This is a genomic window from Sarcina sp. DSM 11001 (genome assembly GCF_900101015.1).
Taxonomy (GTDB): domain Bacteria; phylum Bacillota; class Clostridia; order Lachnospirales; family Lachnospiraceae; genus CAG-791.
In genome coordinates, this window is record NZ_FNFZ01000002.1 from 205,024 (window position 1) to 220,437 (window position 15,414).

Sequence of the window (15,414 nt, forward strand, 5' to 3'; positions counted from 1 at the left end):
AGTATGGAGCATTATTATGGATAACAGAAAAAAGAATGGAAAAAAGAAGACCCGCCGGGAAGAAGATAAAGCAGACCAGGGAGTGATCAGAAGTGTCGGGAATGGCCTGAAGAGCGCGATGGATCTGGCTGTTTTTACAGGATTGTGCGCGGGAGCAGGCGCCCTGGCCGGTGCGGCCGCACATTTTTATAAATATGCAATGACGCCCAAAAAACATGATCCACGTATCGACAAGGATCCGCTGCAAAAAGACTATGTCGCCGGCCGCAGATGGGTGAAGGAACATCCCCTCCGGGAGGATGTCTATATCCGCTCGGATGACGCGCTTCAGCTTCACGCGAACTTTATCCCCGCTCAGGACAGAAATGTCCAATGGTATGCAGTCTGTGTTCATGGCTACGCGGATACTTCGGTCAGCATGGGGCTCTACGCGAGAGTCTACAGTGAGCAGTACGGGATGAATGTCCTGCTGCCGGATCTGCGCGGGCATGGACTGAGCGACGGCAACTATGTCGGGATGGGGTACGATGACAGAAGGGACCTGCTCCGCTGGATCGACTGGATCCTGGAGAGAGACGCGGACGCAAGGATCATCCTGCACGGGATCTCCATGGGAGCTGCGACTATCCTGATGACCACTGGAGAGAAGATCCCCGCCCAGGTCGTGGCTGCCATTTCAGACGCGTCCTATACCTCGGCTATGGATATCTTTACCGCTGTTTACAAGAAGGAAAAAGATGCGGTCGTCCCGGCTCCGATCCTTCTGGAGGCCCTGCGGGGCGTCACCCTGATCCGTGCGGGCTATGACATCGCAAAGGCATCTCCTGTCGAAGCAGTTGCCCGATCCAGCACACCGACGCTGTTTATCCATGGACAGGCAGACAGGTTTGTACCTTCGGAGATGATGCCGGTACTGTTCAAAGCAGCGGCCTGTCCGAAAGCTTTTCTCTGGATCCCGGAAGCAACACATGTGATGTCCGTATGCGTGGATCCCGAGACCTACTGGTCCAAAGTGGAAAGATTCCTGCACGCCCGCGGGATGCCGCTTTCCTGAAAGTAACCTGCAAAAATCATTTCTAAAATAGTGCTGCAAAAATAAGGCTGCAAGAATAACATTGCAATAATAAGGCTGTGAAAATAATGCTGCAAGAATAACATTGCAAAAATAAGGCTGCGAAAATAACATTGCAAGAATAACGCTGCAAAAAACACCTGTAAAAATCCCATTCCAACAAGGCGAAGCAGTGCCGGAATGGGATTTTTTGACGTCATGATTGCAATTATTATAATAGTCCACCGCGCAGGGAGTACCTGCGGTATTTCCTGCTCAGTCCTTTCGGAGCATGACATGACGGCCATTGACCCTGACGGAGGGGATCATACGATTGAGGTAGACAGAGAAACGCGTCACGCCGCTTTTTCGGATCGTTGCGTCCAGCCTTTCGTTGACCTCCTCCAGTTCTTTTTTCAGTGTGCTGATGTACATGTCATCTGTGTGGTGATTTTCAAAGATCTTGAGGATCTGGCTCTCGATGTCCGAGTCGGGGGAGCTGCTCAGAGAGACCCAGACCGCGTTGTCGCGGTTTTCAACGGACAGGGAGCGGAGATCCTTGAGAAACTCCGAGAGCTTGCTGTAGTGATAATTGCGGATGTCGAAATCAGGGAAGATCTTGACAAGGCGCGAACCGATCTCACCGAGGCCGGTTTCCTTGCCCTCAGCGTTGTTGTCCTCGATCATCTTGACGATCGTGGCTTCGATGACCTCCGGCGGGGTAAAGAGGTGCTCATCATTCTCTCCGTCCTGGTCGCTGCCATAGCTGTAGGCGCTGTCGGAGAGGAAACCGTCATTTCCGTCCGCGTAGGAAACAGCCGCGAATGCAGGTACGGGCTCGACAGGCGCCGGCGCGTAAGGAACCCTTCTGCGCCGTCCGCCGGGATCAGTACTGCCGGAACCTCTGCCCGCACTGCTGATTGGGAATCCGGGGAGACTGTTTCCGACCCATCCCGTAGAAGCGGAGCCGGAGGAATCACTGGCGGAAGCGGTATTCTTTTTACGGGATGCACGCTGTCGGCGTCCTGAAGCAGAGACGACATCATCGTCATTTTCGCTGTCATTGATGACATCCAGGAAAAAAAATCGTTCACAGGAGACGCGGAAGGATTCCGGCGTCTTTTTTTCGCCCATTCCGATGACGACTTTTCCCGCCTCCCGGAGCCGGGTGGCCAGCTTGTTGAAATCCCCGTCGCTGGAGACGATGCAGAACCCCTGCACGTCGCCCGTATAGAGAATGTCCATGGCATCGATGATGAGACCGATGTCGGAAGCGTTTTTGCCGGGAGTATTATTGGGCTGCATGACCGGAGTCAGAGAATAGCCCGAGGCCCGGCTGAGCCAGGAGTGCAGGCGGTCCTGCGACCAGTCACCGTACATTCTGCGTACAGTGACCTTTCCATATTTGGAAAGCTCACTCAGGATTCCCGGAATATAACGCGAGCTTACATTATCTGCATCAATGAGCATGGCGATATTAATGTCGTCCATTTTTATTATCCTTTCCATATAAGCCGGACAGCTTAAAAAGGGGTGTGGTGAAACAAGTGAGAGAAACAGAAAACGGTACCCGGCTGCAAGTCATTCCCTGGTCAGGACCGATGCCCTTGCCCAGTGGTCTCTAAAGGGAAACCAAAGGGCTTGCTATAGGGCTGGTAGTTACAGTACATGCCGGCTCGAAACTCGAGGCGTTTTTCGCGGCTTATTCGCGAAAAACCCGAGTTCAACGGCGCGCGGTGCACGCGAAGCGTATTGGAATCGCCGCGCGCAAGCGTTACATGTCCACGCCCTTCGAGGGGGCGTGGACAGTAACGGCTGGTATTGGGTATCTATCGTTTTTCTGAACTCCGGTTGAAATCCACAGCAGTTTTCGCTATGATATACAGGTGCGCGATTTGATGTCCGGACGATTCCAGGCCTGAAGGAATACGACAGGCTGACCGCCGGAATACGACAGGCCGGAATGCGGCAGGTCTTCGGAATACGACAGGTAGGCCGGAATACGGCAGGCTGCCGGAATACGACGAAAGTTCAGGCAGTCTGGTCTTATCTGCATTATAAACGATTCATTGAGGGGATGACAGTGAAAAAAATGATTTCATGAAATGACAGCTTCCCGGGCTGTTTCCCCGCATTCGAAATTCATGCTGCGCAATTTACGCATTTAAAAGATTGGTAGTTTCCTGATCACTGACAGGATAAATCACCGAAAGGAGAAAATATAGAATGAGCAACGATCATACACCCAAGTCAAACACAGGAAAAATGGCTCCTCCTCAGCCTGATTTCAAGGTCGAGGCCAATCCCGGATCCCATGTCAAAAAGATGATTGCCATCGTCAGCGGTAAGGGCGGTGTCGGAAAGTCTTCCGTCACGGCTATGACTGCTCTCTGGGCTGCCCGCAAGGGTTATGCCACAGGAATCCTGGACGCAGATATCACAGGACCCAGCATTCCCAGGATGTTCGGCCTTCACCCGTGGGATCTGAGCGCAAATGAGACTACGATATTCCCTGCCCAGTCGATCACCGGTCTCAAGGTCATGTCCATGAACCTGCTGATGGAGGACGAGACTCAGCCTGTGATCTGGCGCAGCCCCGTGATCACCGGAGCGATGAAGCAGTTCTGGACCGATGTTGCCTGGGGAGAGGTGGATTACATGTTTGTCGATATGCCTCCGGGAACCGGCGACATCCCGCTGACCCTCTTCCAGTCCCTCCCCGTGGATGGGATCCTGATCGTCACAACGCCCCAGGACCTTGTCAGCATGATCGTCAGCAAGGCGATCGCAATGGCAAAGATGATGAATGTGCCGATCCTCGGACTGATCGAGAACATGAGTTATATCAAATGTCCTCACTGCGGTGAAGAGATCCACATGTTCGGCAGCGGTCATGTAGAAGAGACCGCAAAGAAAGAAGGAATCCCGGTAGTTGCCCGCATTCCGATCGATTCGGCCATGGCTGCGGCCTGCGATACAGGTAAGATCGAATATTACGACGGAAACTTCATGGACGGCCTTGAAGCGGTTCTTCCCAAGATCTGAGTTTCCCGGCCTGCTGACTGCCTGCTGCCCGGTTTGCCGGCAGTTGAAATACCAGTGGGCATTTTGAAACGCTTCCAGGAACGCTTCCAGGAATTTTAAAAAATGCTGATCTGATATCAGCAATGCTTATCTGAAAAATATAAAGCTCCCGATGTGTACCGGTTCAGGATACACACCGGGAGTTTTGATATGTCCGCAAATAGGAGTGTCCGGCTTATCTGTTGTCCTTCTTTTTATTCCTGCGGTTCTTTTCCCAGATAATATGCAGTCCCTTCAGCAGAAGATTGTCATCCAGAATGATGTCATGTCTGCAGCAGGGGCAGATCGTACCCGCGACACCTCCTGTCGCGACAATGCTCCACTCTTCATCACCGCCGGCCTGAAGAGCTTCTGTAAAGCGGGAGAGTACCCCGTCGATCGCCCCGGCAGCGCCATAGATGATTCCTGATTTCATACATTCCACCGTGTTGCTCGCGATCACCTTATTCGGAGGTGTGAGCTCGATCTTGGGAAGCAGGGAAGTACCCGTGGTCAGGGCGTTCATGGAGAGTGAGACGCCGGGCAGGATGGCTCCGCCTATATAGCGGCCCTTGGAGTCCACAACAGTTACAGTCGTTGCGGTCCCCATGTCAATAATGATGCAGGGAAGCGGGTAATATTCCTTTGCGGCGACAGCGGTCGCGACCAGATCGGCAGCGATCGTACCCGGATCATCGATCACGATCGGAAGTCCTGTCTTTACACCTGCTCCGAGGACAAGGGAATCGACACCGGTGACGATCTTGACGGCCTTTTTGAGGACCACTGTCAGGGGCGGCACGACAGAAGAGATCACGGCGCCTTCGATCTCAGACAGATCTACGCCATTGAGCTCCAGGACGAGCTTGATGCTCGCGGCATATTCATACTCCGTCTTATAGAGATTGCTCTCAATACGCATGATTTCGACGATCTCACCATTTGCATGGATACATCCGATCACAGTATGGGTATTGCCGGTATCAATGGCAAGTATCATGGGCCCCTCCTTTCATAGCACCTTTCATGGCACAGCTCAACCCGGGGTTTGCGCAAAGAACACATTGTTTCAAAGGAACGCAAAAACCACTCTGCAGCTGGTCAAAGACTGATCGACCTGTAAATACAGCTTCTCAGAAGATATGGTCTTACGGGTTCTGAGACGACTGCAGCTATATGACAGGTGCACCCCGGCGGCCGCGTATATCAACGGTTTCTCTCATATATTTGCTCTGAATACCGGCCGGACAGCGCAGGGCCGCCCTCCTCCCGGAACCGGGGCTGCTATTACCCATTTTAGTGCGGAACCAGTGTGATTGCAAGAGTGCAGACAGGAGAGTCCGACATACGATTCAGGCGCTTCAGGCGCCGTTGGATGCTGCGGTTCCGGCGGTGTCAGCCGACTGCTTTCTGCGCCCTGTAATCCTTGGGCGTGCAGGCCATGATCTCCCGGAAGACTTTACTGAAATAACTCGGTGAGCTGAAGCCGCAGTCCTCACTGATCTCAATGACACTTTTGGTGGTCTCTGTGAGCATCTGCGCAGCAAGACGGACACGTGTCTGAGTCAGGTAGACAATGGGAGAGGAGTTGAGGCCGCGCCTAAAGCACCGCGTGCATTCCCTGGTGCTGATGTCCGCGGCGGAGGCGACATCCTCCAGAGTCAGTTTCTCAGTGCAGTGGTCCCGGATAAAGCGCGTCATGAGTGTGAGACGCTCCAGGTCTGCAGCGCTGCGGGGCACAGCGTTCTCCCGGACTTTTTCCGTATCCTGGAGAAAAAGAAGCCAGAAATTCCCCAGGAGCTCCCTCACTTTAAATTCATAACCGAAGGTCTCTTCTCTTCCTGTCTCCACTACATTCAGCACATTTTCGATGATTCTCAGATGGAGCAGAGAATCGGGTTTCACATGCCAGAAGATCAGATCTTCATTGCGCATGACAGGCAGAAAATATTTTTCTTCAAAAACACTGTTGTACATGCCGGAGAGCAGATGCATGTCAAAAAGGATGGTGTAATAAACGCAGTGGTTTCCGCCTTCTGTCATACAGGTGTGATGCACGCCGTTGTTGACAAATAAGAGTTCACCTTTGCGGACGATGTTTGCAGAGTCATGCGTCTTCCACAGGAGTTCCCCCTCCAGAACATAGTTGAGTTCAAAAACGTTGTGCCAGTGCCACGGGACAGTGTTGCCCAGCTTTTCATCAAGTACATTTTTTTTGAACATAAATGGAAAAGAAGACATATCAATGGGCAGTTTTTCCTGCTGTTCCCTGTCTATCTCTAATACCACTTTTTCCTCCCGGTTGGAGTTAAAATCAGTTTCCAGAAGCATACTTCATTCCCCCGTGAGAGCAGTAGATGCTCATACAGTATTTTTATATACAATTTTGCATTTACATCCGTTTTTTAAAATCTTTATTTCACCGGTTTCAGGACAGAAGTCATTATCTCCGGCCAGGTCACAAATTTTATCACAAACCACGGGCTTGTCAAGACGGGAACCGGGGCGGTCCTGCGGCGGCTGTTCTGCCGGTTGTACTGATGAAACCGTTTGTAGGAAAACCCCCTCCGTTATATAATAAAAAAGACAGAAAAAACGAACAGGAGGTCATAAACGCAGGTATGAGGACTATTCACGAGAGCGTTTTTCTGGCCGAGGGAGCCAGAGTGGTCAATAAGGTTTCGATCGGCGCCCGGAGCAGCGTCTGGTACAATGCGGTCATCCGTGGAGATGACGGTGGTGTACGGATCGGTGAACGGACAAACGTACAGGATAATGCGGTCATTCACGCGGGACGAAATTTCCCGGTCAGGATCGGGGACGGAGTCACGATCGCCCACGGCGCTATCGTTCACGGATGCACGATCGGCAGCGACACATTGATCGGCATGGGCGCTGTCATCATGAACGGAGTCGTGATCGGACAGAACTGCATTATAGGAGCGGGAGCCCTCCTGACTCGCGGAACCGTGGTTCCTGACGGAAGTGTCGCCATTGGAAACCCGGCAAAAGTTTCGGGAAAGGTTTCGGAAGAAAACGAACGCTATATCCGCGACAATGCGGATTTCTACGTCACTCTCGCAGAGGAATACCGGCGGGAGGGAAGATAAACAGCAATGCAGGAAAACGCCTGCCTTGTCTCTGCCGGAAAAGGAGACATATAAAAACCAGGCAATAGATGTTCCGTTTAATGCAGATTAGGAGGACTATTGATGAAGTACGATGTGATCATAATCGGAGCCGGTCCCGGCGGTATTTTTTCCGCTTATGAGCTGATGAAAAAAAGCCCCGGCCTGAAGGTGGGAGTATTTGAAGCGGGGACGGAGCTGGAAAAGCGGCACTGTCCGATCGACGGAGAAAAAATAAAGACCTGTATACGCTGCAAGAGCTGCTCCATCATGTCAGGCTTCGGCGGGGCGGGTGCTTTCAGCGACGGCAAGTACAATATCACGAATGATTTCGGCGGCACGCTCCACGAATATATCGGGAAGAAAAAAGCGATCGAGCTGATGCAGTATGTGGATAACATTAACCTGGAACACGGAGGAGAGGGCACAAAGCTTTATTCCACTGCGGGGACGGAATTCAAAAAAAAGTGTATTCAGAACAAACTCCAGCTCCTGGATGCTTCTGTCCGTCACCTGGGAACGGATATCAATTATGTCGTCCTGGAAAACCTGTACGCGGAAATGAAAGACCACATTGATTTTCATTTCAGTTCTCCGGTGGACCACATTGAGGTCCTCTCCGAAAAAAAGGCCGGCACTGCCCCCCGCTACAGGATCTATTACTCCGGTGCCTCCACAAAAGCGGACACTGTCCGCACGGCCGAGGCCAGATACCTGATCATCTCCGTCGGCCGCATCGGCAGCAAGTGGATGGAAAAGACCTGCCGCGAACTCCAGATCCCGACCAAGTCCAACCGCGTGGATATCGGCGTCCGCGTCGAACTTCCGTCAGTGGTCTTTTCCCACCTGACGGACGAACTGTATGAGAGCAAGATCGTATACCGGACCGAGAAATTCGAGGACAGCGTGCGCACCTTCTGCATGAACCCCAACGGAATCGTGGTCAATGAAAATACCAACGGCATCGTCACGGTAAACGGCCACAGCTTTGAAGACGCGTCCAGGAAGACAGAAAACACCAACTTTGCCCTCCTGGTCTCCAAACATTTTTCCGAGCCCTTCAAGGACAGCAACGGCTATGGTGAGAGCATCGCCCGCCTCTCCAATATGCTGGGCGGAGGAGTCATTGTACAGCGCTTCGGTGACCTGGCCCGCGGACGCAGGAGCAACGTCTCCCGCATCGAGGAGGGCACTGTGCGCCCCACCCTCCAGGCAACTCCCGGCGACCTGAGCCTGGTCCTGCCCAAACGCATCCTCGACGGCATCATAGAGATGATCTATGCCCTCGACAAGATTGCTCCGGGAACAGCCAACAACGATACCCTGCTCTACGGCGTGGAAGTTAAATTCTACAACATGGAAGTGCGCCTCGATAAAAACCTCGAGACCAACCACCCGGGCCTCTACGTCATCGGAGACGGAAGCGGAGTGACCCACTCCCTCTCCCACGCCTCTGCAAGCGGAGTCTACGTGGCAGACCACATTCTGGGGAGAACGTAAGAAATAAGCAGACTGTGCTTGCAGAGGCGCTGCCTCCGCAAGCGGAGTCTACGTGGCAGACCACATTCTGGGGAGAACGTAAGAAATAAGCAGACTGTGCTTGCAGAGGCGCTGCCTCCGCAGGCGGAGTTTACGCAGCAGACCGGAAAACGCTTTCCCTGTCAATCACTGATTTCGTGACAGCATATAAAGCAAACGACAATTTATGTCCTTTGCTTTATATGCTGTTTTGCTTTATATGCTGTTTGCGCTATATGCAGGTGATTGTTTATTGTATTAATGCATTGACACAATTTGCAATCCATGTTATTATCCTATTGTATTAATTAAATAATACAACATAGAATGTGTAAAACATTACTTCCGTTCCTCTCGTAAGAGTTTGTAAGTCTCATGTCAAAAGAACAGACCGGAAGACCGGAAGACCGGAAGACCGGAAGACCGGAAGACCGGAAGACCGGAAGACCGGAAGACCGGAAGACCGGAAGACCGGGGATGCTTCTGAGGAGACAGAAAAGGAAGACCGAGGGCGGATCAGAGACGGGCGGTCCAAATGGAGGAGAAGATGAAATGGCAGTTTGAAAACGGGATTCCGATTTACCTGCAGATCCTGAGGAAAATGCGGACGGAGATTGCGAGCGGTGCTTATCCGCCGGGAGGTAAGCTTCCCCCGGTCAGGGAACTGGCGCTGGAGGCAGGTGTCAACCCGAATACGATGCAGCGTGCTTTTGCGGAGCTGGAGCGGGACGGCCTTGTCTTTTCACAGAGGACCAGCGGGCGTTTCGTCACGGAGGATGAAGAGGCTCTCCGCCAAATCAGGAGGAGCCTCAGCGAGGAAATCATTAATGAGCTGTGTACGCGTCTGACACACCTGGGTATGGGCAGAGAAGAAATTCGTGCTGCGGTGGATGCGTGGGCATCAGGATATTTCCTGTCCGCAGAGTCGGAAAAAGAGACAAAGCCCGAAAGAGAGCTGAGTCCTGAAAATGAGATAAAGCCAAAAGAGAGCTGATATCTGAAAGGCAGATAAAGCCTGAAAAAGAGACAAAGCCCGAAATGGAGCCCGAAAAGAAGACAGAAAAGGCTCCGGAGACCAGGGAATAAGATTAGGGCAGAGAAGGAGGCAGAGTGAAATGTCGGTACTGGAATGCAGAAATCTGACCAAGAAATATGGGAATCTTACGGCGTTGGACAATATAGATCTGACTTTGGAGCCTGGCAGGATCGTCGGACTGGTCGGCCCCAATGGCAGCGGAAAAACGACCCTGATCAAGCTGGCGCAGCATATGCTGACGCCGACGGAAGGGCAGATCCTGATCGGCGGAGCAGAGCCAGGTCCCTGGACGAAGGGGATGGTCTCTTATCTTCCCGACAGGGATTTTCTCCCTTCCTGGATGAATGTAGATTCACTGCTTCATTTTTATATGGATTTTTATCAGGATTTTGATCCGGACAGAGCCCGGCAGATGCTGGAATCGCTGGGGATCGATCCCCGGATGACTTTTAAAAAGCTGTCCAAGGGTACCAGAGAGAAGGTTCAGCTCATCATGACCATGAGCAGGAAGGCGTCCGTGTATCTGCTGGATGAACCCATCGCCGGTGTCGATCCGGCAGCCAGGGATTATATCCTTCGCACTATCATCAGCAGCTATTCGGAGAACGCGCTGGTCCTGATCTCCACCCATCTGATCGCTGATGTGGAGCCTGTCCTGGACGAGGTCGTTTTTTTGAAACAGGGCCATATCGAGCTTCATGAGAATGCGGATGCTCTGCGGGAGCGGACAGGCATGAGCGTGGATGGATATTTCCGGGAGGTGTACAAATGCTGACAAAACTGATTGGATATGAAATGAAAGCGTTCGGGCGGATCATTCTGCCCCTCTACGCGGCGACACTGGGGATGTCTTTTCTGATCGGGCTCGGGGTACGGTTTCTGCCCGAAGAAGCCTATAACAATTTTTTCGGCGCGACGGTCATCATGATATTTTCCGTACTGATCATTTCCACCATGGTGATGACGGGAATCCTCTGCGTCCAGCGATTTTACCAGAATCTGCTCGGCAATGAGGGTTATCTGATGTTTTCCCTTCCTGTCGGGACTCACCAGCTGATCCTGTCCAAGATCCTGGCATCCCTGATCTGGACATTTTTGGGAAGCGTGACAGCACTCTGCACCGGCCTGATCCTGGCTGTGACGGTTGTTCCCTACCGGGACCTCATCGGGGCAGTCAGAATACTTGGAATAAAGCTGTCGGAGCTGGATGTGCAGATGATGGTTAACGGGATGGGATCATTATTCCTCTGGATAGTTGTCGGTGTCCTTTCTTTTACAGCCATGCTGATGCAGATCTATGCGTCCCTGGCTATCGGCCATCAGTGGTCCTCTCACAGGATCCTGGGGAGCGTCCTTACTTACTTCGGCATTAACACGATCAAGGGGATCCTGAGCGGCCTGCTTGTCAATATCGGTATTCAAACCGGTCTGCCGGGATTCATTATGACGCAGACGGGGCAGGAGAGCCTGGTCCCCGTCCAGGTCAGTGCAGTCTGCATGGCGCTGGTCCTGATCGTGGTCTTTAGTTATTTGACCTGGTATTTCCTGGACAGAAAGCTGAATCTGGAATAAGGCAATCTGGAGTAAGGCAATCTGGAATCAGAAATATTTTGATTTGTATACCCCCATGGCGACAGCCGTAAGGACCATGGCGAAGACCATGGCGACAACGAGGACCGCGTCGATCAGGAGAACCACAAAGAGGCGGATCAGGGGATTCCTGATCCGGCTGATCCTCAGCCGGTCCCAGATGTTGAGGTAGTTGCCGGTAAAAAACAAAATTCCGAGTCCGAAGATCAGGAAGACCAGCCGGACAGCCCACAAAACTATGCCGGGAGGGATATCTTTTACCTGCAGATTAATAACAACACTTAGAAAAAAGGCGTAGACACTGGTCGCGATCAGGATATTGACCGGACTGCCGGTGCGGTATCCCGGGATCATATATTTCCATTTTCTCTTTATTCCGGAGTAGCTGCGGCCGGGGGAAAAGTATGTGACACCGGTAGAATATCCGTGGCCTGCGGCCAGGGCGTCCAGAAGATCCCGCACGCTTTTGTATCGGTCTTTGGGGTCCAGACGGGTACATTTGCGGATGATCCGGCCGATCCTTCCCCGGGGAATCCTTTCTTTGGGCAGGACCCCGGTCATCAGCTCACATAAAAGGACACCGATGGCATAGATATCTGTCTGTACCGTGGAGGCTCCGAAACCGAACTGCTCCGGTGCCGCGTAACCGACTGTCCCGATGAGCTGTGTATCTTCGGATTTGCCTGTGACCACTTTTCTGGCGGCATTCATATCGAGAAGCCGGATACTTCCGTCCGGAGTGCAGATAATATTGGAGGGTTTGATATCGCGGTGGATGATCGGCGGATCCGCGCTGTGCAGGTCGTTTATGATCACACAGACCTGTTCAACGATGCGGACAGCTTCTTCCTCCGGAAAGAGATTGCCATTGTCCAGAATGGCACGCAGCGTCTGGCCGCCGATATATTCTTCAATGACGATCAGGCGGTCATCTTCCTCGATCATTTCGATGATTTCAGGGATTCCGGGGACAGGGTGGTTTTTGAGTGTCCGGTAAACCTCCGCATTGTAGATTGTAAGTATTTTTTTCACATAGACGATGCCGCTTGTGGTATCCTGTACAAGGGTGACGCCATGTTCTGCATTCAGTACAGCAATCTCCTTATAGCTGGAGAGTATATATGCTTCAGATGCGTTCATCCGTACTCCTCCGTGGAATGATGAATCCGGTCAGGAAACGCTCCCGGGATTTGTAAAAAAGCATCAGCGGGGCAGGATCGTTCTTTATCCTGCAACCCTCATTGTAACACGGGAAAGATACATTTTGTCAGAAAAGAAAAGGAATGCCTGCAGGTCGTTTTGAATGAAGAAAACAACAAACACTTTGACTGAGATTTTGAAAAAAACCCATCCCGGGAAGATAGGGGAATACTTTGACAGCAATGCGGAGGATATCCTGACCCAGGATAATCCTTTTGCCTCCTATATGCGCGAACGTGTCCGGGCTCACGGAATGAAATTACAGGAGGTTTTCCTCCGTGCGGACATTTCAGAAGGGTATGGATACAAGCTTATATCAGGTGAGAAACACACGCGGCGGCGCGACGTTGTGCTGAAGCTGTGCCTTGGCGCGGCCTTTTCCCTTGAGGAGACCCAGAGAGCCTTGAAGATCTATGGGATGAGTCCTCTCTATGCGAGGTTCCCGAGAGACGCGGTACTCATCTCAGCGGTCAGTGCCGGAAAAAATGACCTCGCCCAAATAAACCGTCTGCTTGCCCAGAACGGACAGCCGGAACTGTGGGGGTCTGAAGAGCTCTCTGAAGAACTGCGGTGAAGAACTGCAGCTGTAAATAACATATTTAAAAATAATCAGGAATACGGAAACAAAAATAAAAAATACATATTAAAAGCCACAAACAGACTGGAAAAAGCAAACTGGAAAACGGAAGCAAATTGAAAAATACAAATTGAAAAATGTAAAAAAGCTGAGCCCGGTCATGTGCAGGTACATGGCCGGGCTCTTTCAGGTTCGATGCCGTATACTGGTGTGAAACAATTGATTCAGGATGCGTGGCGTTTTCTCTGCAATTTTTAGATATGCCTGAAATATGCCTGTTATATACTGTTATATACAGGAAAATGAAACGCTGTTAGACAGCCGAGAACGCGGAGAACTGTCCATAAGATCAGAATTGCATGTACCACGCCCTCGGAATCACTTTGTATTCCGCTATGTCAGAATAGGTTACTCCGTCATAGAAAAACTGGCCGATGAGTTCAAAGCTTGTCGTATCACCGGGCTGAACATCTGTGATGTTTGTGCCGGAGATCCCGAGTACCCTGCCCTCGCTGTCGTAATAGATCACATAGACATAGAGAAGATTGATCTCTTCATCCTGCGTGTTCGTGAGCCGCCCGGATACCTTGCACTTAAACATATCATCTTCTCTTATTCCCAGATCACTCACTTCATAATCGATGATCTCATGCCTTGCCTCATCCACTTTATAGTGGGGCACAAATACAAGACCGTTTGAATCGTCCACATCAGAGAGATCAATATAGTCACTGTAAAAATAACCGGTCTCCCCGGGGCGAAGCGCATCAGGACAGGTGCTGACAAGTGTTTGTGTTGTCAGGAGATGCCCGTTATTGTCCTCGACATCAAACTGCCCGTCATGCAGATAGAGGGGAGTGTTCCCGGTGTTTTCAATTTCTACAAAAGCTGCGGCCAGATGTGATCCGAAAGTGGTCGTATAATGATTGAACAATTCCTGATTAACTTTGTAATCTACTACTTTTTCCGGGACAGACGGTGGTTCTTCTGCCGGCGGTGTTTCTCCTGCTCCCAGGCTTGAATCAGAGCCGGATTCCGGAATATTATCATTTTCCTCATTTTCCGGATCTGTGTCTGCATCTGGAGCAGTCTCCTTCCCGGGATTCGAATTCCCGCCGGCGGGATCCTTGGTGTTTACAGCCTGTTTCACGGCTCCCGACTGCCCCGCATCTTTCTTTGAACCGGACCCGTTGCCAAGAACCATGCAGAAAAGTACAATAACAATAGCCACCGCTAAAACAGGAACAAGACACCCCTTCCCCTTTTTCTTCTTCCTTTTCTCCGTTTTCCTGTTGTCCGACTGGTTTAAAACAACAGGAGGGACTTCCGACGGCCGGGCCGGAGGAGTACTCTTTGCGGCTCCTGCCGGAGCGCCGCAGTTCGGGCAAAACTTTCCATCAAACTCTGTACCGCATTCCTGACAAAACATACTGATCTCCTTATCGAATGATCTGAAAAGCAATAACTGTTACAATTCAAAATTGTAGCAATTCTCAGACCCAATCGTTCCCACCGCAGAGGTGGGAATTTGTAAGGAAGGGGAGATTCAGAAGGATGCCCGACCGGCATCTGGAGGCCAGGCATCTGCAGTAAAAGCCTGCTGCCGGGAGAAGGAGGCAGCTTTGCGCAGGGAAACACGGGGACAGACACAAAAGGACCGTCCCCGTATTTTTTTTACATAGACGATGCCGCTTGTGGTATCCTGTACAAGGGTGACGCCATGGAACGATGAGCCCACTCTATGCGAGGTTACCGAGAGACGCAGTACTCATCTTTTCACTATCCAGGAGTATAATAGATCTTAGCAGTATCGGCAGCTAAGCAAAATGCGCAATCTGGCTGCAACGTTGCACACAGACTTCATTTGGAGGCGGTCTAATGGACGACATAGTTCTATAAAGCGAAGCAGCAGAGTACCACATCCATAGGAGCTGCTGCACCGCATGGTTGTGGGTGAATGCCAGAAGAAACTTACTGGTTCCGGATGTAATCCCGGACCACTGCGAGAGAATTCTCGCTGACCGTCGTGACAAAATAACTGTCCGACCAGAAGAAAGGCTTCCAGTAATACTTCCTGAGGATAGTCTCACCGTATTCCCTCCTCGCGAACCGGGATGTCTTCGTCTTGACTATGTTGGCGAGACTCCCGGGAGCGGTAAAGGGGTCAGCTTCAAACAGGATATGGACATGGTCCGGCCCCCCGTTCAACTCCATGATCACGAGCCCCTTTTCCCTGAAGATGTCACGGATC

The 15,414-nt window shown here is 51.5% G+C and carries 15 protein-coding genes; 9 read left to right on the forward strand and 6 right to left on the reverse strand.

What is annotated here, in order from left to right; genetic code table 11:
• Window positions 1–16: 16 nt before the first annotated feature.
• Window positions 17–1,054 (forward strand): alpha/beta hydrolase, encoded by a 1,038-nt coding sequence (locus BLT02_RS01730; protein ID WP_092991137.1) that lies wholly within the window; start codon window positions 17–19, stop codon window positions 1,052–1,054.
• 273 nt (window positions 1,055–1,327) lie between these two features.
• Here the strand turns inward: BLT02_RS01730 and BLT02_RS01735 are convergent, their stop codons facing one another.
• Window positions 1,328–2,542 (reverse strand): NYN domain-containing protein, encoded by a 1,215-nt coding sequence (locus BLT02_RS01735; RefSeq protein WP_242869669.1) that lies wholly within the window; start codon window positions 2,540–2,542, stop codon window positions 1,328–1,330.
• A 735-nt stretch (window positions 2,543–3,277) separates the two neighbouring features.
• Between BLT02_RS01735 and BLT02_RS01740 the strand changes: the two genes are divergently transcribed.
• The gene (locus BLT02_RS01740) at window positions 3,278–4,096 is read left to right on the forward strand and encodes an Mrp/NBP35 family ATP-binding protein (protein WP_092991138.1); all 819 of its coding nucleotides are present in this window, start codon (window positions 3,278–3,280) and stop codon (window positions 4,094–4,096) included.
• A gap of 214 nt (window positions 4,097–4,310) precedes the next feature.
• On the opposite strand, the gene BLT02_RS01745 is transcribed toward BLT02_RS01740, so the two are convergent.
• Together BLT02_RS01745 and BLT02_RS01750 are read right to left on the reverse strand one after the other, a co-directional pair.
• Complete coding sequence (locus tag BLT02_RS01745) at window positions 4,311–5,114, reverse strand: type III pantothenate kinase (RefSeq protein WP_092991139.1); 804 nt, start codon at window positions 5,112–5,114, stop codon at window positions 4,311–4,313.
• A gap of 395 nt (window positions 5,115–5,509) precedes the next feature.
• Window positions 5,510–6,445: an AraC family transcriptional regulator gene (locus BLT02_RS01750; RefSeq protein ID WP_092991140.1), complete on the reverse strand. Its 936-nt coding sequence runs from the start codon at window positions 6,443–6,445 to the stop codon at window positions 5,510–5,512.
• A 290-nt stretch (window positions 6,446–6,735) separates the two neighbouring features.
• Here BLT02_RS01750 and BLT02_RS01755 point away from each other — a divergent pair, with 290 nt between their 5' ends.
• The 6 genes from BLT02_RS01755 to BLT02_RS01780 all read left to right on the forward strand — a co-directional run bounded on the left by BLT02_RS01755 (window position 6,736) and on the right by BLT02_RS01780 (window position 11,368).
• Entirely contained in the window at window positions 6,736–7,224 is a 489-nt protein-coding gene (locus BLT02_RS01755; RefSeq protein ID WP_092991141.1) for a gamma carbonic anhydrase family protein, read from the forward strand.
• Window positions 7,225–7,323: 99 nt separating this feature from the next.
• Complete coding sequence (locus tag BLT02_RS01760) at window positions 7,324–8,742, forward strand: NAD(P)/FAD-dependent oxidoreductase (protein ID WP_347474855.1); 1,419 nt, start codon at window positions 7,324–7,326, stop codon at window positions 8,740–8,742.
• Window positions 8,743–9,135: 393 nt separating this feature from the next.
• On the forward strand, window positions 9,136–9,324 hold the full coding sequence (locus tag BLT02_RS01765) for a hypothetical protein (protein WP_092991143.1): 189 nt from the start codon (window positions 9,136–9,138) through the stop codon (window positions 9,322–9,324).
• Complete coding sequence (locus BLT02_RS01770) at window positions 9,308–9,754, forward strand: GntR family transcriptional regulator (protein ID WP_092991144.1); 447 nt, start codon at window positions 9,308–9,310, stop codon at window positions 9,752–9,754. The genes BLT02_RS01765 and BLT02_RS01770 overlap by 17 nt, the downstream gene beginning before the upstream one ends.
• Window positions 9,755–9,875: 121 nt before the next feature.
• Window positions 9,876–10,571, forward strand: coding sequence for an ABC transporter ATP-binding protein (locus BLT02_RS01775; protein ID WP_092991145.1), 696 nt, complete (start codon window positions 9,876–9,878; stop codon window positions 10,569–10,571).
• Window positions 10,565–11,368, forward strand: coding sequence for a hypothetical protein (locus tag BLT02_RS01780; protein WP_092991146.1), 804 nt, complete (start codon window positions 10,565–10,567; stop codon window positions 11,366–11,368). Before BLT02_RS01775 ends, BLT02_RS01780 begins: the two co-directional genes overlap by 7 nt.
• A gap of 27 nt (window positions 11,369–11,395) precedes the next feature.
• Here BLT02_RS01780 and BLT02_RS01785 read toward each other — a convergent pair whose 3' ends face one another.
• Window positions 11,396–12,526: a serine/threonine protein kinase gene (locus tag BLT02_RS01785; RefSeq protein ID WP_092991147.1), complete on the reverse strand. Its 1,131-nt coding sequence runs from the start codon at window positions 12,524–12,526 to the stop codon at window positions 11,396–11,398.
• A gap of 163 nt (window positions 12,527–12,689) precedes the next feature.
• Between BLT02_RS01785 and BLT02_RS01790 the strand changes: the two genes are divergently transcribed.
• Entirely contained in the window at window positions 12,690–13,160 is a 471-nt protein-coding gene (locus BLT02_RS01790) for a hypothetical protein (RefSeq protein WP_092991148.1), read from the forward strand.
• A gap of 352 nt (window positions 13,161–13,512) precedes the next feature.
• Here the strand turns inward: BLT02_RS01790 and BLT02_RS01795 are convergent, their stop codons facing one another.
• Window positions 13,513–14,592, reverse strand: a complete 1,080-nt coding sequence (locus tag BLT02_RS01795) for an FxLYD domain-containing protein (RefSeq protein WP_092991149.1) — start codon at window positions 14,590–14,592, stop codon at window positions 13,513–13,515.
• 542 nt (window positions 14,593–15,134) lie between these two features.
• The coding region (gene tnpA, locus BLT02_RS01800; RefSeq protein WP_092991150.1) for an IS200/IS605 family transposase at window positions 15,135–15,414 on the reverse strand (280 nt) is incomplete at its 5' end.